The following is a 19,822-nucleotide window of genomic DNA, read 5'->3' on the forward strand; positions in this document are numbered from 1 at the left end:
CGCGCTTCACGAGGTCCAGCGGTACACCTGTCCGTCGCGTAGTTCGTAGGCGCGGGCGGGCGGTGTCGAATCGCCATTGTGCGGACGTCCGGCGAGCATGGCCATCACCCGGGTGCGGCCCCGGGTGATGTGGCCGCTCTCGGACCAGTGCACGTAGGGGTGAACGAGTTTCGCGAATGTGGTCCAGTCGTCGGCTTCGATGGCCCCCAGGATCGCGGTCACTGTCTGATCCACACCGCCAGTGAACTCCTCCCAGCGGTGCGGGGGAGCCGATTCACGCGAATTCGTACGGCGCTGACGACGGCCATCGCGATTGCTGACAGTTCACTTACTGCGCGGCCGAGGTATGACCGAGGGCTCCGAAACCTCGATGCCGGCGGTTCGCCGGGGCGGTGATATCCGCCACAGCGATAGCTGTTACCGCTGATAACGGGTTCCAGAACACGCCTTAACATGCAGATATAGCCTCTTGACCTGGGGGTCGGCGTTGATACCGGCCGGTAGCTTGGCGGTGTCGGTCACACCGTAACCCGATTTGTTGTAACTGCCCGTAACCATTAGCTTTGATGGCAGGCAGTGTTGCCGATCACGGAGAAGAATGATTTGAAGCCCGACACCCGGTCGCTACCGACCCCATCCGCCGCACGGATCGTGCGCGACAACTTCTCCGGAACCGTCGTGTCCTCCCTGCGTACCTTCGGACGGGCCGCCGGTATCGCCCAGGAGACCGTCACCGGCGCGGTGAGCGATATCGCGCGCGGGCAGTTCCAGTGGCGGGAGGCCATCATCCAGGCGTGGCGGCTCATCACCGTCACGGCGCTGCCCGCGATCCTCATCGCCATCCCGTTCGGCGTCATCGTCTCGGTGCAGGTCGGCAATATCATCCACACCCTCGGCGCGGATTCGCTGCTGGGCGCGGCGGGCGGGCTCGGCGTCATCAAACAGGGAGCGCCACTGGCTACCGGCTTCCTGCTCGGCGGTGCGGGCGCGGCGGCCATCGCCGCCGACCTCGGGGCGCGCACCATCCGCGAGGAGATCGACGCGCTGAACACCATGGGCATCAGCCCGATTCACCGGCTGGTCATCCCGCGCATGGTGGCCATGCTGTTCGTGGCCCCGCTGCTGAACATCCTCATCATCTTCGTCGGCGTCCTCGCCGGATACGCGGTGGCGGTCGGCGGCCAGAACGTCACGCCGGGCAGCTACTGGGCCACCTTCGGCTCCTTCGCCACCACCGCCGACGTGTGGGTGTCGCTGGTGAAGGCGGTCATCTTCGGCTTCCTGGTGGTCGTCATCGCCTGTCAGCGCGGACTCGAGGCCAAGGGCGGCCCGCGCGGCGTGGCCGACGCCGTGAACGCCGCGGTGGTGCTCTCGGTGGTGTCCATCGTCGTGGTGAACCTGGTCGCCACTCAGATCACCGCCATGTTCCTGCCCACGAGGCTGGCATGACCACATCGACCTACGTCCCCAAGGGACTCGGCTGGTTCGCGCGCTTCTATCGCCGCCGCGGGCTGATCCTGCGCCGCATCGAGAATCTCGGCTTCGTGCTGGCCTTCGTCTGGCAGGTGCTGTCGTCGATTCCGTTGACGCTGCAGCGCTATCGCGACGAGACCATGCGCGCCATCACCAATATGACCTGGGGCCGCGGCTCGGTCATCGTGGGCGGCGGCACCGTCCCCATGATGATCGTGCTCGGCCTGGTCATGGGCGCGTCGGTGGCGGTGGAATCGTTCGCCACCCTGGACATGCTCGGCATGGGACCGGTGACCGGCCTGGTGTCGGCCTACGCGACCACGCGCGAACTCGCGCCCATCGCGGCCGCCATCGGCTTCGCCGCGCAGGCGGGCTGCCGGATGACCGCCGAGATCGGCTCCATGCGCATCTCCGAGGAGATCGACGCCATCGAATCGCTCGGCCTGCGCTCGGTGCCGTTCGTGGTCACCACCCGCGTGCTGGCCGGTGCGGTCGCCATCATCCCGACCTTCCTGATCGCGCTCATCCTGTCGTACCTGTCCTGCCGTGGCCTGATCACGCTGGTGCACGGGTCCGCCGCGGGCGTGTACGACCACTATTTCTTCCAGTTCGTCACCGGATTCGACGTGATCGCGGCGGTGATCAAGGTGGCCATCTTCGCCACCGTGGTCATCCTCATCCACTGCTACTACGGGTTCTTCGCCACCGGCGGCCCGGAGGGTGTGGGCATCGCGTCGGGTAAGGCGGTGCGGGCCAGCTCCGTGGCGATCGTCGCCATCGACATGGTGCTGTCCATCGCGCTGTGGGGCTTCAACTCGGCGATCACGTTCACGGGGTAGGGATGCCGAATTACGGAATGCCCGGGGTCGCGGTGGACCGCGGCCGGGCGATGAAGGTGGGAGCCATCGCGGTCGCGGTGGTGGTGGCCGTGACCGCGGCCTGGTACGGCATTCGCGCCATGACCGCCGATGCGGGACTGCGCATCTCACTGCACACCGAGCAGATCGGTGACGGCGTGCTGGCGGGCACCCAGGTGCGCCTGGACGGCGTGCTGGTCGGCAAGGTCGTGGACATCACGCCCGCCGCGCGCGGCACCCAGCGCATCGCCCTGCGACTCGACGAGTCGCGGCTGTACGGCCTGGACGACTCGCTGCTGGTGGACTACGCGCCGCAGAACCTGTTCGGCATCAGCGAGATCGAGCTGCGCCGGGGCCCGGGCGGCGCGCCGCTGCGCACCGGCACCGAGATCGACCTGACCGGCGCCAAGTCGGCGGCCGTCTACGACGCCACCATGGGTTCGCTGCTGCGCAGCATGTCGCAGGTCGGCGATTCGGTGCTGACTCCGCAGCTGGCCACGGTCATCGCGCAGGTCGCGGCGGATGTGGAGGCGTTCACGCCGCTGGCGCAGGCCATCGTGACCGCCTCGCGCACCGTGGTGGACAACCAGAAGATGCCGCCCTCGCAGCTGTTCGGCAATCTCGGCCCGGCCTTCGACGGCGGCGGCCGGTTCGCGGGCGCGGCGGTCGAGGTGGTGGACGTGATCCGCAGTATCGAACGGCTGCAACAGGATCGCGAATCCTACGACCACGGGGTGGACATCGTGGTGAACAAGCTGCTGCCCACCCTGTCGGAAACGCTGGGGCAGGCCGGAACCCAGCTCTCGGCCACCACCGACACCCTCGCCGCCATTCTGTCGGTGCTGGCGCAGATGGTGCCCGCGCCGCAGCGCACCGCCGCCGAGCTGACCGAACTGCTGCACCGGCTGCGCGCCGCCATGCCGGACACCCCGAACGGACCGGTGCTGAATGTCGAAGTGGACCTGCGCGGCGTGCCCGCCGTGGCGGTGCCGCTCCTGGGTGCGGGAGGTGGCCGATGAAGGTGGGGGCCGCCGCCTGGCGGCTGGGACTGTTCGCGGTGGTGATCGTGGCCGTGCTGGCCATGGTCATCCAGCTCATCGAACGGCCCGTCGCGGGCGAGACCGAGGCGCACGACGCGCTGTTCACCGATGCCAACGGCCTCAAGGTGGGCGATGACGTGCGCATGTACGGCGTGCAGGTGGGCAAGGTGCGCGGCATCGACCTGGACGGCACCCGGGCGCGGGTGCGCCTGACCGTCAAGACCGACGCGGCCATCTACGACAACAGCACGCTGGCCATCCGCTACCAGAACCTGACCGGGCAGCGCTACATCGACCTGCAACAGCAGCCGCGGCCCGGGGTGCGCCTGCCCGCCGACGCCACCGTCGGCGTCGAGCAGACGGTGCCGTCCTTCGATGTCACCAGCCTGTTCAACGGCCTACGGCCGGTGCTGGCCACCATCTCGCCCGAGGCGATCAACCAGTTCAGCGCCAGTATGGTGGCGGTGATCGAGGGTGACGGCAGCGGCGTCGGCCCGGCCCTGGACGCCATCGGCCAACTCGCCTCCTATGTGGACAACCGCCAGCAGGTGATCGGCACCCTGATCCGCAATATGTCGGAGCTGTCGGACAAGGTCGGCGGCCGGGTGCACCACCTGGTGCCGCTGCTGGCTCGACTGTCGGACATCTTCGAATCGCTGCGCGAGAACATCGGCGGCCTGGCGCAATTCGCGGTGACCGCGCCGTCGGTGCTGGCCCCCGTCGACTCGCTGCTGCGCACCCTGGGCCTGGCCGAGGGCAATGACGTGGACGAGCTGATCCGGCGGCTGTTCCCCGATCCGCAGGAGGCGGTGGCGGTGTTCGGGCGGCTGCCCGCGGTGCTGGCCGCCGCGGACGCCGCGCTGCCGTCGGCCTCGGGCTGGACACCGCAGTGCAGCAGGGGAACCGCGGAGCTGCCGGGTCTGCTCCAGGTGCTGGTCTCCGGTCAGCGGGTGGTGCTGTGCAACGGATGAGACTGTCGAGCCTGCTGCCCCGCGAGAGCAGGGTCATCGACGACCACACCCGCAAGCGCCGGGAGCTGCGCCGCGGCGTCGTCGGCGCGATCCTGCTCGCCATCTGCCTGCTGGCGGTGGGCGCGCTGTACGTGGTGCCGTTCGGAAAGCACACCTACACCGCGGAATTGACCGAGGCACAGTCGGTGAAGGCCGGTGACGATGTGCGCATCGCCGGCATCTCGGTCGGCGAGGTGGAATCGCTGGAGCTGAAGCCGGACCGGGTCGTCATGCGCTTCACCGTGAATTCCAATGTGTTCGTGGGTGATCAGACCTCGCTGGACATCCGCATGCTCACCGTGGTCGGCGGCCATTACGTGGCGATGTTCCCGGCGGGGGAGCGGCCGCTGGGCGACGCCCCGATCCCCGCGGACCGAGTTCGGCTGCCTTACAGCCTGATCCAGACCTTCCAGGCCGCGGCCGCGCCGTTGCAGCAGCTCGACGGCGACTCGCTGCACCGCAATCTGACCGCGCTCGGCGATTCGCTGGAGACCGCGCCGGACACCCTGCGCACCACCCTGGACACGCTCGGCACCTACGTCGACGCGTTGAACCGGCAGCGCACCCAGGTCTCGAACGCCGTCGCGGTGCTGGACGAGTACGTGCGCATGTACGACGGCGCGAAGACCGATCTCGGCCGCCTCATGGACAATGCCAACCTGCTGGTCACGGTGCTGCTCGACAAGCACGCCGAGATGGCCGAGGCGATCCGGTTGCTCAGCGGCGTGCTCGACCGGGTGGCCGTGCTGGGCCCGGTGTGGAACGACCAGCTGAAGACCAGGGTCACCGACGCGGTGGCGGCGCTGCGCGGCCTCAGCGGCGAGTTCCAGCCCATGCTCACCGCCGCGCAGAGTTTGCAGGACAAGTTGTCGCAGTTGGTGATTCCCGACGGCGGGGTGGGTGTGGACCGGTCCGGCCAGACCATCACCGCGCCGGCCGCCATCTGCGTACCGCTGCCCGGGAGGGACTGCTGATGTTCAAGCGGATGCTCGGATCGCAGGCGTTCATGTCGGTCGCCGGGGCGCTGGTGATCGTGCTCGTCGCCCTGGTCGGCTATGTCGTCATCTTCGACCCGATGAAGAAGACCATCTCCTACACCGCGATCATGCCCGACGCGGTGGGCCTGTACGTGGGCAACAAGGTGACCATGCGCGGCATCGCGGTCGGCACCGTGGATTCGGTCGAGCCGGAGAACGGCAAGGTGACCGTCGGTTTCTCGGTGGACGCGGACCATCCGGTGTACGCCGACGCCGCCGCCACCACCGTCGCCGAATCGATTGTGGCCGACCGGAATCTGGCGGTGCTGTCCAGCGGCGCGGATCGGGCGCTGTGGGATCCGGCCCGGCCCATCACCAATACCCTCACCCCCAAGAGCATCACCGAGACGCTGACCGCGCTGGCGGATCTGTCCGCCGAGATCCAGCGCCCCGACGCCCCGGACGCGCTGGGCCGCGGCCTGATCGCGCTCGACGACGCCACCCGGGGCACCGGCCGCGAGATCAACGACATCGTCAACAAGCTGGGTGCGGCCATGGCCGCACCGGACGCCGATATCGCGCATCTGGTGGGCATTTTCGACTCCTTCGCCTCGGTGGCCGAGAAGGTGGAGACGCACTGGGGCGACCTGCGCAGCATGCTGCTGCGGCTGGCTCCGGCGCTCACCATCGCCAGCGACGAGCTGATCGGTCCCGGCGCGGTGCTGGTCGACCGGCTCGGCGCGGTGCTGCCGATGCTCAACGACCTGGTCGTGCTGGCGGGCGATCCGATCATGGACGCGCTCAACGACGCCGTGCCCATGGTGCGGCTGCTGCGCGCGAATATCGGTTCGCTGGCGGAGGTGGTGCGCAAGCTGCCGGTGATCACCTCGGTGGCGCAGGCGGTCACCGGTCCCGACGGCATCACCTACGGGTCGCCGCGGGTGGCACTGCCCGCGCCGGACGCCGAGCAGGTGTGCGCGGCGATCGATGCCGTCGCACCCGGACGGTGCGCCGGTGCGGCGAACGGCATGGTCGAGATTCCTCTGGTTCAGCTGGTGCTGGGAACGGCGGGTGCGCGATGACGGCGAAACTCTTGCGCCGCACCGGAATCGCGGTGCTGGCGGCGGCGCTGCTGGCCGGTGTCGGCGGTTGTGGCTTCGATCCCGCCTCGGTGCCGGTGCCCGGCACCACGGTGTCGGGGCCCACCTATCGGCTGCACATCGAGTTCGACAATGTGCTGAACCTGCCCGCCAAGGCGAAGGTCATCGCCAATGGCGCGATGGTCGGCACGGTGGCCGGGGTGCGGGTGGTGGACGCCGCGCAGGCCCCCGCCGGTCGCGGCGGCTACGTGGTGGTGGATGTCGACATCTCCCGCGCGGTGCGGCTGCCCGCCACCACCGTGGCCGAACTGCGGCAGAACACCGTGCTCGGCGACATCCACCTGGCGTTGACCACTCCGACCGACGGTTTCGGCGATCTGCTGACCGACGGCGGCACCATTCCACTCGAGCGCACCGCGCCGCCGGTGCAGCTCGAGGACACCATGGCCGCGCTGGCCACCTTCACCCAGGGCGGCGCCATCGACCAACTCCAGGACATCATCCACCGGTTCAACGCGGTGCTGCCGCAGGATCCGGCCGAGACCAAGCGCATCGCGCAGGTGCTCGCCGCCGACGCCGTCGACCTGGCCGCCAACCTGGACCAGGTCGATCTGCTGCTCAACGGACTCGGCACCAATGCGCAAGTGCTGCACGACAAGATGGGCTTCCTGGACCATGAGCTGAGCCAGGTCTCGGTGGACCAGATGAACGGCATCACCCATTCCATCGACGGGGTGGCGGGCCTGTTCACCGCGCTCGGCACGCTGGGCACCTCGCTGACCTGGCTGGCCCCCATCGCCACCTCGGGTGATGCGGCCGCGCAGGCGTTCGTGCCGCTGGCGATGTCGGGTGCGCCGCTGGATCTGTCCGCGCCGGGCAATCTGAATCTGCTCATCGCGCTGTTGCGGGACAAGGTGATTCCGTTCTTCGAACAGGGCGCGAAGGTGAATGTCACCGGGGTGTCGGTGGATTCGGTTGGCAAGGACGAGCAGGTGGATCGCATGGTCGCCACCCTGCGCATGATCGGAGCCGTGCGATGAAATGGGGATCGCTGGCCTCGCTGGCCGGTATCGGCGTCGTCACCGTGGTCGGCGCGAGCTATCTGACCTTCGGTGTGGTGCGGGCGGATCCGTTCGCGGAGTTCACCGACGCCGCCATGGTGCTGCCGAATTCGGGATCGCTCGAGGTGGGTTCGCCGATTCTGCTGACCGGTGTCGAGGTCGGTGAGGTGACCGCCGTGCGGGGCACCGCCGACGGGGTGGAGGTGCGCTTCCGGGTGGCCGCGGATCGGCGGGTGCCGACCGACAGCACCGTCGTCATCGAACACCTGTCGGCGCTGGGCGAACCGTACGTGGAGTTCCGCCCCAACGGCCCCGGTGGACCGTATCTCGCCGACGGCCAGCGGTTGGACGCCTCCGCGGTGCGTCCGCCGCTGTCCATCCCTGAGGTCGCCCGGCTGGTCACCAAGACCATGAACCAGCTCGATCCGGAGGCGGTCGGCTCCCTGGTGAGCACCCTGGGCGAGGCCTTCATCGGCACCGACGGCGCCATGCCCGCCCTGCAGCGGTCCGGTGATCTGCTGGCCGCGGCCATTATGAGCCGGGAGCCCAAGATCGCCCAGCTACTGAACAGCTTCCAGGCCGCGGCGGCCGATATCGACGGTATGGGCGAGGCCACGGGCGCCGCCGCCCCGGCATTTGTCGAGTTCTCGCATGCTCTGACCGCCCTGGTCGAGGCGGTCGGTAGACTGGTCGACGGTGCCCCCGGACCCGATGCGTATCTGGCCGACAACGGGCTGGCTACCTTCCTGGCACGGCTGAACGACTGGTTGCGGCAGGCCGGACCCGAATTGCAGACCGTCGCACCCGCCCTGCAACCCCTGGCGGACGCGGTGCGCGGTACGGGACCCCAGATCGATATCAGCACCCTGATCTCGCAGGCGCTCGCCGACACCGGTGACGATGCCGTGCGCGTGCGGGTGAATGTGAAGTAGTAGGAGGAAGCGGATGTCCGAGGACGCCGAGAAGGACGCCGAGAAGCGCGACGCCACCGCGGCGACCGCGCGCAAGACCGTATCGCTGCCGGTGTCCACCCTGGTGGCGGGGGCCGTCGCGGCGGTGCTCGTCGCCGTGGCCGTCGTGACCACCGGCATGTGGCTGTCGGCGCGCGGCGACCTCGACGACATCCATGCCGCGACCGCCGCCGAGCAGCACGCCGAGCAGGTCGCCACCGACTACGCGGTCGGTGCGTCGAATATCGACTTCGCCGATCTCGGCGCCTGGCAGGGCCGCTTGAAGGCGAACACCACCGGCAAGCTGTCCGAGCAGTTCGACGCGGCGGGGCCGAAGCTGTCCGAGGCGCTCACCGTCTTGAAGTGGACCTCCAGTGCCACGCCCATCGCGGCCAAGGTGACCGGTCGGGACGGCGACGCGTACCTGGTCGACGTCTTCCTCGATGTCACCAGTACCAATGCCCAGAATCCCCAGGGCGTCAAGACCACCGTCACCTACAACGTGACGGTCAACCCCGACGGCTGGACGATCGCCGACGTCGGCGGCATGGATATGACGCTGCCGCGGAAGTAGCGGCCGGGCTCCCTCACCCCGTGCGCAGGGTGTCCGCGAGCCGGATCGCCAACGCCACGATCATGAGTGTGGGATTGGCGTGCCCGTTGGTCGGGAAGACGGAGCTGCCCGCGATATACAGGTTGTCCATCCCGTGCACCCGGCACCGCGCGTCCACCACGCCGGTGCGCGGGTCGGCGGACATGCGGGTCGCGCCGGTGGGGTGCGCCCAGTCGGTGAGTTGCACCGGCTCCGAACTGTTCTCGCACACCCATCGGTGCAGGTGCGGGGGATCGAAGCCGAGGCGCGCGAATTCGCCGGCCGCCAGGGCGGCGGTGCGCCGGACGGTGGCGTCCTCGATTTCATGTACCTTCCAGTCCACCCGGGCCAAGGGGATGCCGAGCCGATCCACCTTGTCGCTCAGGGTGACCCGGCTGTCCGGATCGGGTTGTTGCTCGACCATGCAGCGCAGTTCCACTTCGGCGAGTTTGCGCGGCAGTCCGGTGCCGTGCACCAGGCGGCGGCGCACCCCCGACAGCAGCAGGCCGGGATGGGCCGACACGATGCGCGTATCCCGCAGGGTCAGCTGTCCCCGCAACAGCCGCTTGACCGATTCCCAGGGGTCGTCGTCGGCGGGCACCTCCTGAATCCACAGGGCGCAGTTGAGCAGTCCCTCGCGTTTCTGGATCGCGGGGGAGAGCGCGACGCCGTGCAGGAAGGTGTGCTTCCCGCCGCGACCCTTCACGACGTACTTGCCGAAGCGGTCGCGTGCGGTGGCGGAGGTCGCGGGATCGAGCGTCCCGACCGCGCCGCAGCGATGGTCGAGCAGATATCTGCCGACCATGTCGTGTCGGTTGCCCAGTCCGGCGGGCACGATGCGGTTGGCGGCCAGCAGCAGGCGCGGATTCTCGAGCCCCCCGGCCGCCAGCACGATTCGCTGGGCGACAACCAGACGTTCGCCGCCCTCGGCGTCCAGGACCCGCAGCGCCCGCACGTGGGTGCCGTCCGGATCGGTATCGATATGGGCCAGGGTGGCATTCAGGACGACTCGGACATTCGCGGCGGAGATCGCCGGGGCATGTCTGCCGAAACGCTTGCAGTCGAAGGGATCCGCGGGGTCCTTGCTGATCTGCCAGAAGTAGGGGCGCAGCCAGCGCCGGTCGAGTTCGGCCGCCGGCGCGGAACGTCCGGCCAGGGTCCAGAACCGGTCGTCGGTGAACCCGACCCCGTGCCCGAGGCCCAGATGCGCGCCCGCCCGCTCCAGATACGGTTCCATTTCGCTCGCGCCGATCGGCCAGCCGGAGTCCGGAACCCATTCCCGCCGGGCGAAGTCCAGCTCGTCGAGGGGCGCGCAGCGCCCGGCCCAGGTGTGCGAGCTGCCACCCAGCACCCGATTGCGGGCATGGCGGTGCGGTAGGGAGCGCGGCGCACCGACATTGTCGATGTCGTTGAGCTCCTCGGTGTCCGGCTGCTCCGCGCGGCCTCCGCTCTCCAGCACCAGTACCCGCAGCGCTGTCCCCGCCAGTTCGGTGGCGATGGTCAACCCGGCCGGTCCGGAACCGATCACGCAGACATCGGCGGAGAGCTCCTCGTCCCGCAACCCCCGCAGGTCGTCGATACGCACCGGAATGTCCTTCCGATCCCCGCATCCACCCCCGAGACGGACGCGCAGTGACTGTCCGGGCTCATCGTAACCGCTCGATTGCGCGTTCGTGGCCCATCTTTCACCCGGCTCAACAGCCGGGCTGCAGAAACGCCCGGACGTACCCCGCCGACTGGCGCACGTACATCCACGCCCAGAACAGCGGACCGGAGTCCGCGGGGCTGGCCACCATGGTCAACTCGCCGCGAAAGCACTTGCCCACGATGTACCGGGCGCGGGAGACGTGCGGGGTGTAGGTGATCACGATGATGTGCCGCCAGTCCCCGGTGGCGGCCCGCCGGGCGATCTCCTGCGCCTCGCCCTGGGTGGTCCACGGCTCCGGCACGAAGCACGACACCCGGAAGTCGAACGTCCCGTCGCAGTAGCGGTCCATCACGTGGTCGTCGATGCCGGTGGATCGCGAGATGACCAGTTCCGGCGCGTAGCCCTGGCGGGCCAGCCGCAGGCCCAGATCGAAGCGCTCGTAGGCCGTGCCGCCGAGCACCACGATGGCGTCGGCGGGCCGCAGCGGGTCCACCTGCGGATGGACGAACACCGGCACCCCGGCGATGCCGATTCCTACAACCAGGGCGACCAGTACGACGAGGGTGGCGACGGCTCGCCGGAACGCGGGCACGGTATCGACGATACCGACTGTCCCCGAGCCCCTTTGGCTCCCCGCCGCCTCCCCGCGCGTTCCCTCCGGGGCTACCGCCCGGTACCATCGGCCCAGCTCAACACCGTGGAGGAGAATCGTGTCCGCGAATCCGACCGCAGCGCAGCTGCTGGCGACCGTCGAGGCGTCCCCGAAGGCGGTCGCCGCCCACGACCGGTCCGCCTGGGTGGACCTGTTCGCGGCGGGCGCCGGTGTGGAGGATCCGGTGGGCTCCCGCCCGCATCGGGGACGGGCGGCGTTGGAGCGGTTCTATGACACCTTCATCGCGCCCAACGACATCGCCTTCGAGGTGGATCACGACGTGGTGTGCGGCATGACGGTGTTCCGCGATCTGACCATCCACACCACCATGTCGACCGGCGTCACACTGCCGGTGCCCATGCATCTGCGCTACGACATCGCCGAGGGCGACGGCGGACTGAGAATCGCTGCCTTGCGGGCGCATTGGGAGCTGCCCGGCATGATCACGCGACTGCTGGGCGCGGGTGTGCCGGGTATGAAGGCCGGAATGAAGTTGGGCCCGCAGCTGATCGGCAATCAGGGCGTCGGCGGCGCGCTCGGCTTCCTGCGGGCGTTCGGTGGCGTGGGCTCCGGCGGCAAGCGAGCGGCGGCGCGCCTGCTCGATGCCGCCGGCCGCGGCGACGCCACGGGCCTACGCGCGGTACTCGCACCGGTGGCGCGGCTGGAATGGCCGGTGGGAGACCGCATGTCGGTCGACGACTTCGCCGTGCGGGCGACCGGGCTACGCTGGCGCAAACCCATCGCGGCGGGCCGCACCGTGACCGCGACCGTCGACACTCCCGACGGTCGCGGCATCGCGGAACTCGATTTCGCCGAGCACGGCACCCGCGTGCAGGCGGCGCGAATCTACCTGGCGCGCTGAATCACCGCTTCGCTCCGACGATCTCGTTCACCACGTCGGTGCCGGTGAAGGTGCTGCCCCCGGCGGTGCCCACCACTCTGCCGTGCACCGCGATCAACCACTGCCCGCAGACGCAGCGCAGATAGCGCACACCACGGTGACCGGAGACGGCGGAAGCGGGCGAGGGCCAGGAGCAGGAGGGGCAATTCACCCTTCCCATCCTTATCGGAAAACTTCCAGCGAAGATCGACGACACGCGTCCGTATGCGAACTGTGTTGGTATTCCGCCGTGTTTGTCCGATCCACCGCGTGACTCACGATCGCGGTCCGCGACTTCCGCTGCGCCGCACCGTCGTCGGCGTCACGCCCCACCAGCGTCGGCAGCAACGAGTGAAAACGGCCTGTTCCGACAGACCGATCAGCGAGGCCACCTGGCTCATCGGCATATCCGTGGTGGTGAGATAACGGCGGGCCTCCGCCCGGCGCACCTCGTCGAGAATGGCGGCGAACGAGGTGCCCTCCGCCGCCAGCCGCCGTTGCAGCGTGCGCGGATGCACCGTCAGAAGTCGCGCCACCGCGCCGATTTCGGGTGCGGCCGTGCCGAGCAGCCGCTGTACCGCGGCCCGTACCCGCGGTGCGATCTCGGTGCCCGCGCCGCCGGTGAGTTCGGCCAGGAAGGCCATGGCCAGCCGGTGTAGATGGGCGTCCCCGCCCGAGAGCGGCCGGGTGGCAAGGCTGCTGGGCACGCGCAGCAGTGCGGCCGGGCGCTCGATCCGCACCGGTGCGCCGAAGAACTCCTCGTACACCGACAGCGGTGCGGCGGGCCGATACGGCAACTCCACCGAGCGCAGGCCGTACCGCTCCGTCGCCAGCCGCTGCAGGATGGTGTGGTGCACGAAGGCCAGTCCGAGGTCGGTGCCCTGCACCGGGCTCGGCGTGCCCGGCGGCACGCCGTAGCGCAGGGCGATCACCCGCTCATCCCCGTATGGGTCCGGTTCCACCGTCAGGCTCAGCGCGCGGGCGTGCACGAACAGATAGCGGGCGGTGCAGTTCATGACATCGGCGAGGGTGGGGGAGTTGCCGATGGCCAGGGCCAGCGGCCCGAGCATGGCCAGATCCTGGCGGCGGGAGATGCGCAGGCCCAGGTCGGGGCAGCGCAGCCGATGCGCGGCCAGCTCCAGCACCGCGCCCACCGCGTAGTCGGAGACCAGCAGGTCGTCGGTGTCGAGAGCGGTGACGGGCAGCCCGCAGGCGCGCGCGAATTCCTCGGCGTCGCCGCCGAGTTCCGCGACCGTGGCGCGGAAGCCGCGCAATCCGGCGGACCTGATGACCGACATGTCGTTCAGAATCAAATACTTGTCGCGCACAGTCAAGAAGCCGGGGCGGGACGGCCCCAGACTGGAGATCATGAGTGAGCGCACAACCGGACGGGTCGAGCACCTCGACGTGGTGATCGTGGGCGCGGGACTGTCCGGAATCGGAGCCGCCTACCGCCTGCGGACCGAGCACCCGGACCGCAGCTACGCCGTCCTCGAGGCCCGCGAGACACTGGGCGGCACCTGGGATCTGTTCCGCTACCCGGGTATTCGCTCCGACTCGGATATGTTCACCCTCGGCTACCCCTTCAAGCCCTGGCGCGATGCCCAGTCCATCGCCGACGGGCCGTCCATCCTGCGCTACATCACCGAGACCGCCACCGAGAACGGCATCGACCGGCATATCCGCTACGGCACCAAGGTCGTTGCCGCCGAATGGGACAGCGCCGCCGCCCGCTGGACGCTCACCCTGGAGCATCGCGACGGCGAGCGCGCCGAACTCACCTGTGGATTCCTCTACTCCTGCTCCGGCTACTACGACTACGACCGCGGCCACGCACCCGAGTTCCCCGGTATCGACGACTTCGCGGGCCGGGTCGTGCACCCGCAGTTCTGGCCCGAGGACTTGGATTACACCGGACAGCGGGTCGTGGTGATCGGCAGCGGCGCCACCGCCGTCACCCTGGTTCCGGCCATGGCCGAGCGGGCCGAGCGGGTGACCATGCTGCAACGCTCACCGACCTGGATCTCCGCGGTGCCGGGCCGGGACAAGGTGGCCGACCGGCTGCGCGCCCTGCTGCCGCCACGGTTGGCGCACCGCGTCATCCGCACCAAGAACATTCTGTTCGGCATCGGCTTCTACCAGTACTGTCGTCGTCGTCCGGAGGCCGCGCGCAAGCTGCTCACCGGGCTGACCACGCGCATCCTGAAGGACGAGCGGTTGGTCGCCGAGCACTTCACGCCCGACTACGATCCGTGGGATCAGCGGCTGTGCGCGGTGCCCAACGCCGATTTCTTCAAGGCCATGCGCAAGGGCAGGGCGGAGGTGGTCACCGATCACATCGAAACCTTCGTGCCCGAGGGGATTCGGCTGCAGTCGGGCCGGGTGCTCGAAGCCGATGTGGTGGTCACCGCCACCGGACTGCGGCTGCTGGCCTTCGGCGGCATCGACCTCACCGTGGACGGTGAACCGGTGCGTCTGAGCGAGCGCTTCGTCTGGCAGGGCACCATGCTCACCGGCGTCCCCAATTTCGCGGTGTGCATCGGATACACCAACGCCTCCTGGACGCTGCGCGCCGACCTCACCTCGCGCCTGGTGTGCAAGGTGCTGTCGTATATGGATCGCCACGGCTTCGCCGCCGTGGCGCCGCATGCCGACGGCCCGCTTGCCGAGCGACCGCTGCTGGATCTGGCATCCGGGTACATTCAGCGCTCCATCGGGGACTTTCCGCGCCAGGGCGACCGGCATCCGTGGCGGGTGCGGCAGAACTATCTGCTCGATGTCGCCACCACGCTGCGCACGGATCTGGGCAGGACACTGCGGCCGCACCCGGGAGCCGAGTGCGCGAAGCCGGCGCTGTCGGGGCGAGCCGCGCTCAACACGCCGTGAATGCTCGTCAGGCCGGTGATCAGGTCCTTTACGGAGCTGTCGGACCGTGCGATGCTGGCGCAATCGCATCGCGCGGGAATCCACCGGTGAATGGGGGAGCGGGCATATGGCATTTCGAGGCCGGTATCTGTCCCCGGCGCCCGATCCGGAGCCGCCGCTGACGCCCTGCTGCGCACATGTGACGCTCGACGCCCAATCCCCGCCGCCGTGTCGGAATCGGGTGGCCCGCAATGACACCCGGACGGCGCGCAATGATGCCCGCGCGCTGGGCCCGGGGCTGGAACGGGTGGTGCGCGGCACGCATCCGGAAATTGCCGCGAGCGAAGTCGAAGTTTGTTCCGGGGCACGGAATTTCGCATGGCGGACGGTGCAGTTCGCCGTGGAAGTGCTGGACGGTCGCCGACCGGTCGCACAACTGGCCGCGGTCGCCGATTCCGGGGTGGTGGCGGCCGTGCGCACCCTGGTGGGCGCGCGGCTGGTGCCGGGCCGCTCGCTCGGCACGGCGGTGCTGACCAGGGTCGATGTAGTGATGGTCGATGCCGTGCACGCCGAGGTGTACGCCGCCTACGACCGCGGTGCCCGGCATTTCGCCCTGGCCGCCCGCATTGCCCGTGGTCGGCGCGGTTGGCGGATGACCGCATTCCGGGTGCGGTGACGCCGCGCGGCTCCTACCCGGCTGCCCGGTAATAGCCGAATAGCCTGATGGTTGCGAATTCCAATCGCGCCGGGTTTGAATTCTATCCGTCCCGGGCATAATATTTCCGGCGAAAAGCGGCATCAACGTGAAAGGGCAGTCCATGGCGAAGAAAGTCACCGTGACTCTGGTCGACGACTACGACGGCGAATCGAAGGCCGATGAAACCGTCTATTTCTCGCTGGACGGCATGGACTACGAGATCGACCTGTCGCTGAAGAACGCCGGTAAGCTGCGCGGGTCGCTGGAGCAGTGGACCGAGAAGGCTCGCAAGGTCGGCCGTTCCAAGCGGAAGGGTACGAGCGGCAAGACCCGTCCCGCGGTGGATCGGGAGGAGAGCACCGCGATCCGCGAATGGGCGCGGGCCCAGGGCCATCAGGTCTCCTCGCGTGGCCGTATCCCGGCGGAGATCGTCGAGGCGTACCACAAGGCGAAGTAAAAGCCGGTCCGGAAATCCGGAACTCCGGAATTCGGCCAGCGCCGGTGATCCCGCAGCGGGTCACCGGCGCTCGCCATATCACGACAATCGCGTCGAAGAGCGCGTTCCCGGCGAATACGCACATCCGGGAGAATCGGCACGTCGGCAGTCGGCGTGGTGCGGATTGTGTGCCCTACGTGGCCCGCGTGCGGCAGCCGGTCGCGCGATCGTCCACCCGGGGCGGAGAGACCGCCCGCAACTCGGTGCGGGCGCGGTCCAGGACGGCGCGGGCCCGGGTGGCGTGGGCGAGCGCGGCCTCGTGATCGTCCAACGCCACCGCCAGGCTGGCCAGTACGGCCTCCACCGGCCCGAACGTCACCACGCCCATCTCCAGTCCGACGATCTTGCCCGCGTGCGGTACGAGGTAGTCGTACAGTTCGCGAATGGTGTCCTCGTCGTCGAACTGGATCGCGGCCGCCGCGCGGAAAACCGACATGGTGACGGGGTAGATGCCGTCCTGGGGCGGCTTGGCTCCGTCGTACACCGCACGCGCCGCGTCGCGGTCGCCGCCGTGTACCAGCGCGATCGCGTAGATGTGCGACATCACGTCCGGCAGCGCCGCGTAGGCGTGCGCGAGGTCGTCGACCATGCCCGATAGATCGGCGCGTGCCCAGGCGAGGGCGACACGACCGGCCAGTGCGGCCTCGGCGGCATTGGTCAGGCCCGAATGCGTTATGCGTGTGATGAATTCGCCGTACAGCTGCTCGGCCCGGTCGAGATCGCCGCGCAGCAGTTCCATACTCGCCGCGGCGCAGCAGGCGATATCGAGCAGCGGCCGCAGCTGTCCCTCGTCGGCGAGTTCTACGGCCAGCGCGGCGTGCCGATCGGCCTCGGCCAGCTCACCGGCGGCGAAGGCGCTGCGAAAACGCAAATGATGTGCCACCGCCTGGTATTCAGTGAATCCGGCTGCGGTGGATACGGTTTCCAGTTCCGCGGTGAGCGCCGCGTGCTCGGGACCGTAGTCGTAGTCCATATAGGTGACCGCGTTGACCGCGGCGCAGAGCAACTCGGGATCTCCGAGGGTGCGTGCGGCCGCGAGGGCTTGGGCGCTGAGGTGGTGATAGCTCTCGCGGTTCTCCGCATCGATTTCGAAGGCCGCCGCCAGCAGCAACCGCACCCGCTCCGCACCCGAGGCGGAATCCAGTACCCGCCACAGGGCTTCGAAGAAGTGCGCGCTCGATTCCCGCCATTCCCGAACGGGCCAGATGACCGGTGCGCGCCAACTGGTGAGCGCCCGAATCACCGGCTCGTCGCCGCCGATCCGTTCGGCCAGCTCCAACGCCCGGTCGCGGGCGGCCCGGGCGTCACGCTGAGATCCGTTGTCGGCCAGCGCGGTCACCAGGGCACAGAGCGCGTCGAGCAGCGCGGTGCGGTCGCGGCGGTCGGCGTGCTCGCCGTCGTGCCCGGCCAGCTCGTGCAGTTCGATGACCGAGTGGCTCAATTCCACCGCCGCCGAGCGCATGCCGTGATCCATACAGTGACGGGCCGCCGCCCGCACCCGGTCGATGGCGTGGTGGGCGGTCTCGGCGCTCGCACCGAGTACGGCGTGCCGGGCCAGCAGCAGCGGGTCGGCCGCGGCCGGGCCGTCGCGGCGCCGCCGCTCCAGGATCTCCAGCGCCGACCAGTGCATGCGCGCCCGTCGCAGCGACGGAATGCCCCGATAGACAGTGTCACGGATCAGGCTGTGCTCGAAGCGGATTCGACCCGCGCGGTCGGTGCGCACCAGGCCCACCGATTCGGCGGCCGTCACCATGTCGATGAGCGCGTCCTCGGGCATTCCGGCGGCCGGAGCGAGCCGGGACAGCTCCACCTCGTCGCCCCAGACGGACAGCTGTCGCAACACCTCGGCGACACCGAACGGCAGCCGCGCGATGCGACTGTCGACCAGTTCGCGCACGGCGTCGGGGACCGCGTCGGGATCGCCACCCGCGGCCAGCAGTCGCGCCGATTCCCGTACGAACAGCGGATTGCCGCCCGTGCGCCGGTGCATCCGGTCCAGGGCGGCATCGTCGAGCGCCGTGAGTCCCGCGGCCAGCGCGACGGATCGGGTGCCGGTCCGGTCCAGGCCGGTGAGTTCCAGCCACGCGGCGGTGTGCTGGGCCAGCGCGGCCGTGGTGGCGTGCGTGTCGGGGCCGCCCTCGGAGCGCCGCAGCGTCACCAGGATCAGCACCGGTTGGTCGCGCAGCCAGCTGGTGACCTGCCGCAGCACCTGCAGCGTGGCGGTGTCGGCGCGGTGCAGATCCTCCAGCAGCAGCGCGACCGGCGCCACGGTGCTCGCGCAGAGTTGGGTCACGGTGCGCGACAGGGTGAACGGATCCGCCGCCGGTTCCGGTGCGGCAGTGGTGTCCAGTCCGGCCACCACTTCCGACCAGGCCCAGGCCACGGGTGCGCCGTCCACCTCGGGGCAGGCTCCGGCTGCGACCGTCCAGCCGTTGCCGCGCAGCCGGGCCAGCGCGGACTCGGCGAAGGTGGTCTTGCCGAACCCCGCCTCCCCGGTCACCCAGGCCAGCCGCAGGCGGCCGCCACGAGCGGCCTCGGCCACCGCGAGCACCTCGGCGAGTTCGCCGGAATAGTCCGTGGCGCACGCGATCCCGCCGCCGTCGCGACCGACGGCGGTCTCGTCGTCGATGGCGTGCGCGCTGGCGTTCGTGGTGGGGGCGTTCGCGGTGGCGGTCGTGGTGGTCGGCGGCTCGGCGGCTCCGGCCAGGTTCGAGGCGTGGTTCAGGATGGCGGTTTCCAGCACGCGCAGCCCGGGACCGGGGTCGACGCCGAATTCCTCGGCGAGAAATTCGCGGCAGCGGCGAATGGTGGCGAGTGCCTCCAATTGCTGACCCAGCTGATACTGCGCGAGCGCGAGCAGCCGGGCGATTTCCTCCCGCCCGGGATGCTCGTCGAACAGCTGCCGCAGTTCGATGACCACATCGCCGGGACGCTGTAGATCCAGTTTCGCCTGGGCGTCCAGCTCGGCCGCGGTCAGACGCAGGTCGGTAAGCCGATTCGCTTCCGCCACAGCCCATTCGGTGTCCATGAACGCTTCCAACGCCGGACCGTTCCAGCAGGCGAGCGCATTCTCCAACAGGTGGCTGCGGTCGCGGGTGTCGGCGCGCTGGTCGGCGTCGTTGAGCAGTTCCTGATGAGCGCGCAGCAATTCCTCGAAGTGCCAGGCGTCCACCGCTTCCGGCGGCAGATTCAAGGCGTAGCCGGAGGATTCCGAGACGATGAACCTCGACGGGGCGCGGCGGGGGCGATCGGGTTCGAAGAGGCGGCGCAGATTGTGGATGTGGACCTGGAGGACGGTGGCCGCCTTGGGTGGTGGTGATCCGGCCCAGAGGTCCTCGATCAGCCGTTCGGTGCTGACGGCCTGGCCGCGGGCGACGATCAGGCGGCCGAGTACGGCCCGCTGCATCGGGGTGCCGAGCGGGACCTCGCGTCCGTCGATGGACATGTGCAGGGGTCCGAGCACCCTGACGTGCGGTCCTGCCATCGCCGAAACCCTTCTCGCGCGGGTAGGCGGTACCGGTCGT

General features: G+C 69.3%; 19 protein-coding genes. 13 read left to right on the forward strand and 6 right to left on the reverse strand.

Annotated features, from left to right (window positions below; translation table 11 throughout):
- Positions 1-6: 6 nt before the first annotated feature.
- Positions 7-234 carry a hypothetical protein gene (locus QJS31_RS28715; RefSeq protein ID WP_039810794.1) on the reverse strand — a complete coding sequence of 76 codons (228 nt, stop codon included), beginning with the start codon at positions 232-234 and terminating at the stop codon, positions 7-9.
- 369 nt (positions 235-603) lie between these two features.
- On the opposite strand from QJS31_RS28715, the gene QJS31_RS28720 reads away from it, so the two are divergent.
- From QJS31_RS28720 to QJS31_RS28760, 9 genes are read left to right on the forward strand one after another with little or no spacing between them, the layout of a single operon-like run.
- Positions 604-1,449, forward strand: coding sequence for an ABC transporter permease (locus tag QJS31_RS28720; protein WP_029926563.1), 846 nt, complete (start codon positions 604-606; stop codon positions 1,447-1,449).
- The gene (locus QJS31_RS28725) at positions 1,446-2,312 is read left to right on the forward strand and encodes an ABC transporter permease (RefSeq protein WP_029926564.1); all 867 of its coding nucleotides are present in this window, start codon (positions 1,446-1,448) and stop codon (positions 2,310-2,312) included. Before QJS31_RS28720 ends, QJS31_RS28725 begins: the two co-directional genes overlap by 4 nt.
- Positions 2,313-2,329: 17 nt before the next feature.
- Positions 2,330-3,349, forward strand: coding sequence for an MlaD family protein (locus QJS31_RS28730; protein WP_306358175.1), 1,020 nt, complete (start codon positions 2,330-2,332; stop codon positions 3,347-3,349).
- Positions 3,346-4,341 carry an MlaD family protein gene (locus QJS31_RS28735; RefSeq protein WP_282782120.1) on the forward strand — a complete coding sequence of 332 codons (996 nt, stop codon included), beginning with the start codon at positions 3,346-3,348 and terminating at the stop codon, positions 4,339-4,341. The genes QJS31_RS28730 and QJS31_RS28735 overlap by 4 nt, the downstream gene beginning before the upstream one ends.
- Positions 4,338-5,354 (forward strand): MlaD family protein, encoded by a 1,017-nt coding sequence (locus tag QJS31_RS28740; RefSeq protein WP_282782122.1) that lies wholly within the window; start codon positions 4,338-4,340, stop codon positions 5,352-5,354. The genes QJS31_RS28735 and QJS31_RS28740 overlap by 4 nt, the downstream gene beginning before the upstream one ends.
- Positions 5,354-6,439: an MlaD family protein gene (locus tag QJS31_RS28745; protein ID WP_282782124.1), complete on the forward strand. Its 1,086-nt coding sequence runs from the start codon at positions 5,354-5,356 to the stop codon at positions 6,437-6,439. The genes QJS31_RS28740 and QJS31_RS28745 overlap by 1 nt, the downstream gene beginning before the upstream one ends.
- A complete protein-coding gene (locus QJS31_RS28750) occupies positions 6,436-7,497 on the forward strand; it encodes an MlaD family protein (RefSeq protein ID WP_282782126.1) in 1,062 nt (353 codons plus the stop codon). Before QJS31_RS28745 ends, QJS31_RS28750 begins: the two co-directional genes overlap by 4 nt.
- Entirely contained in the window at positions 7,494-8,450 is a 957-nt protein-coding gene (locus QJS31_RS28755; RefSeq protein ID WP_306358176.1) for an MlaD family protein, read from the forward strand. The genes QJS31_RS28750 and QJS31_RS28755 overlap by 4 nt, the downstream gene beginning before the upstream one ends.
- A gap of 13 nt (positions 8,451-8,463) precedes the next feature.
- Entirely contained in the window at positions 8,464-9,042 is a 579-nt protein-coding gene (locus tag QJS31_RS28760) for a hypothetical protein (RefSeq protein WP_282782130.1), read from the forward strand.
- A 13-nt stretch (positions 9,043-9,055) separates the two neighbouring features.
- Here the strand turns inward: QJS31_RS28760 and QJS31_RS28765 are convergent, their stop codons facing one another.
- Together QJS31_RS28765 and QJS31_RS28770 are read right to left on the reverse strand one after the other, a co-directional pair.
- Positions 9,056-10,645, reverse strand: a complete 1,590-nt coding sequence (locus QJS31_RS28765; protein WP_282782132.1) for a GMC oxidoreductase — start codon at positions 10,643-10,645, stop codon at positions 9,056-9,058.
- A gap of 109 nt (positions 10,646-10,754) precedes the next feature.
- A complete protein-coding gene (locus tag QJS31_RS28770; protein WP_372341721.1) occupies positions 10,755-11,300 on the reverse strand; it encodes a YdcF family protein in 546 nt (181 codons plus the stop codon).
- Between the two features lie 118 nt (positions 11,301-11,418).
- On the opposite strand from QJS31_RS28770, the gene QJS31_RS28775 reads away from it, so the two are divergent.
- Positions 11,419-12,222, forward strand: coding sequence for a nuclear transport factor 2 family protein (locus tag QJS31_RS28775; protein WP_306358177.1), 804 nt, complete (start codon positions 11,419-11,421; stop codon positions 12,220-12,222).
- 1 nt (position 12,223) lies between these two features.
- Here the strand turns inward: QJS31_RS28775 and QJS31_RS28780 are convergent, their stop codons facing one another.
- Both QJS31_RS28780 and QJS31_RS28785 read right to left on the reverse strand, forming a co-directional pair.
- Positions 12,224-12,412, reverse strand: coding sequence for a hypothetical protein (locus QJS31_RS28780; RefSeq protein WP_228808054.1), 189 nt, complete (start codon positions 12,410-12,412; stop codon positions 12,224-12,226).
- A 103-nt stretch (positions 12,413-12,515) separates the two neighbouring features.
- Positions 12,516-13,538 (reverse strand): AraC family transcriptional regulator, encoded by a 1,023-nt coding sequence (locus tag QJS31_RS28785; RefSeq protein WP_282786008.1) that lies wholly within the window; start codon positions 13,536-13,538, stop codon positions 12,516-12,518.
- A 70-nt stretch (positions 13,539-13,608) separates the two neighbouring features.
- On the opposite strand from QJS31_RS28785, the gene QJS31_RS28790 reads away from it, so the two are divergent.
- The 3 genes from QJS31_RS28790 (at position 13,609) to QJS31_RS28800 (ending at position 16,259) form a co-directional block, all read left to right on the forward strand.
- Positions 13,609-15,126: an NAD(P)/FAD-dependent oxidoreductase gene (locus QJS31_RS28790; RefSeq protein ID WP_306358178.1), complete on the forward strand. Its 1,518-nt coding sequence runs from the start codon at positions 13,609-13,611 to the stop codon at positions 15,124-15,126.
- A gap of 106 nt (positions 15,127-15,232) precedes the next feature.
- The gene (locus tag QJS31_RS28795) at positions 15,233-15,781 is read left to right on the forward strand and encodes an Rv3235 family protein (RefSeq protein WP_282786006.1); all 549 of its coding nucleotides are present in this window, start codon (positions 15,233-15,235) and stop codon (positions 15,779-15,781) included.
- A gap of 142 nt (positions 15,782-15,923) precedes the next feature.
- A complete protein-coding gene (locus tag QJS31_RS28800; RefSeq protein WP_029926580.1) occupies positions 15,924-16,259 on the forward strand; it encodes an Lsr2 family protein in 336 nt (111 codons plus the stop codon).
- Positions 16,260-16,431: 172 nt separating this feature from the next.
- Here QJS31_RS28800 and QJS31_RS28805 read toward each other — a convergent pair whose 3' ends face one another.
- Positions 16,432-19,782: a BTAD domain-containing putative transcriptional regulator gene (locus tag QJS31_RS28805; RefSeq protein ID WP_282785480.1), complete on the reverse strand. Its 3,351-nt coding sequence runs from the start codon at positions 19,780-19,782 to the stop codon at positions 16,432-16,434.
- Positions 19,783-19,822 lie beyond the last annotated feature (40 nt).

Source organism: Nocardia sp. CC213A (assembly GCF_030766805.1).
GTDB lineage: Bacteria > Actinomycetota > Actinomycetes > Mycobacteriales > Mycobacteriaceae > Nocardia > Nocardia otitidiscaviarum.

What these genes read in the sequence shown, in the direction of transcription:
- QJS31_RS28750 (WP_282782126.1), top strand. Translation starts at nt 6,436, where the DNA reads ATGACGGCGAAACTCTTGCGCCGCACCGGAATCGCGGTGCTGGCGGCG.
- QJS31_RS28785 (WP_282786008.1), bottom strand. Translation starts at nt 13,538, where the DNA reads ATGTCGGTCATCAGGTCCGCCGGATTGCGCGGCTTCCGCGCCACGGTC.
- QJS31_RS28730 (WP_306358175.1), top strand. Translation starts at nt 2,330, where the DNA reads ATGCCCGGGGTCGCGGTGGACCGCGGCCGGGCGATGAAGGTGGGAGCC.
- QJS31_RS28805 (WP_282785480.1), bottom strand. Translation starts at nt 19,782, where the DNA reads ATGGCAGGACCGCACGTCAGGGTGCTCGGACCCCTGCACATGTCCATC.
- QJS31_RS28745 (WP_282782124.1), top strand. Translation starts at nt 5,354, where the DNA reads ATGTTCAAGCGGATGCTCGGATCGCAGGCGTTCATGTCGGTCGCCGGG.
- QJS31_RS28735 (WP_282782120.1), top strand. Translation starts at nt 3,346, where the DNA reads ATGAAGGTGGGGGCCGCCGCCTGGCGGCTGGGACTGTTCGCGGTGGTG.
- QJS31_RS28795 (WP_282786006.1), top strand. Translation starts at nt 15,233, where the DNA reads ATGGCATTTCGAGGCCGGTATCTGTCCCCGGCGCCCGATCCGGAGCCG.
- QJS31_RS28740 (WP_282782122.1), top strand. Translation starts at nt 4,338, where the DNA reads ATGAGACTGTCGAGCCTGCTGCCCCGCGAGAGCAGGGTCATCGACGAC.
- QJS31_RS28760 (WP_282782130.1), top strand. Translation starts at nt 8,464, where the DNA reads ATGTCCGAGGACGCCGAGAAGGACGCCGAGAAGCGCGACGCCACCGCG.
- QJS31_RS28725 (WP_029926564.1), top strand. Translation starts at nt 1,446, where the DNA reads ATGACCACATCGACCTACGTCCCCAAGGGACTCGGCTGGTTCGCGCGC.
- QJS31_RS28790 (WP_306358178.1), top strand. Translation starts at nt 13,609, where the DNA reads ATGAGTGAGCGCACAACCGGACGGGTCGAGCACCTCGACGTGGTGATC.
- QJS31_RS28755 (WP_306358176.1), top strand. Translation starts at nt 7,494, where the DNA reads ATGAAATGGGGATCGCTGGCCTCGCTGGCCGGTATCGGCGTCGTCACC.
- QJS31_RS28800 (WP_029926580.1), top strand. Translation starts at nt 15,924, where the DNA reads ATGGCGAAGAAAGTCACCGTGACTCTGGTCGACGACTACGACGGCGAA.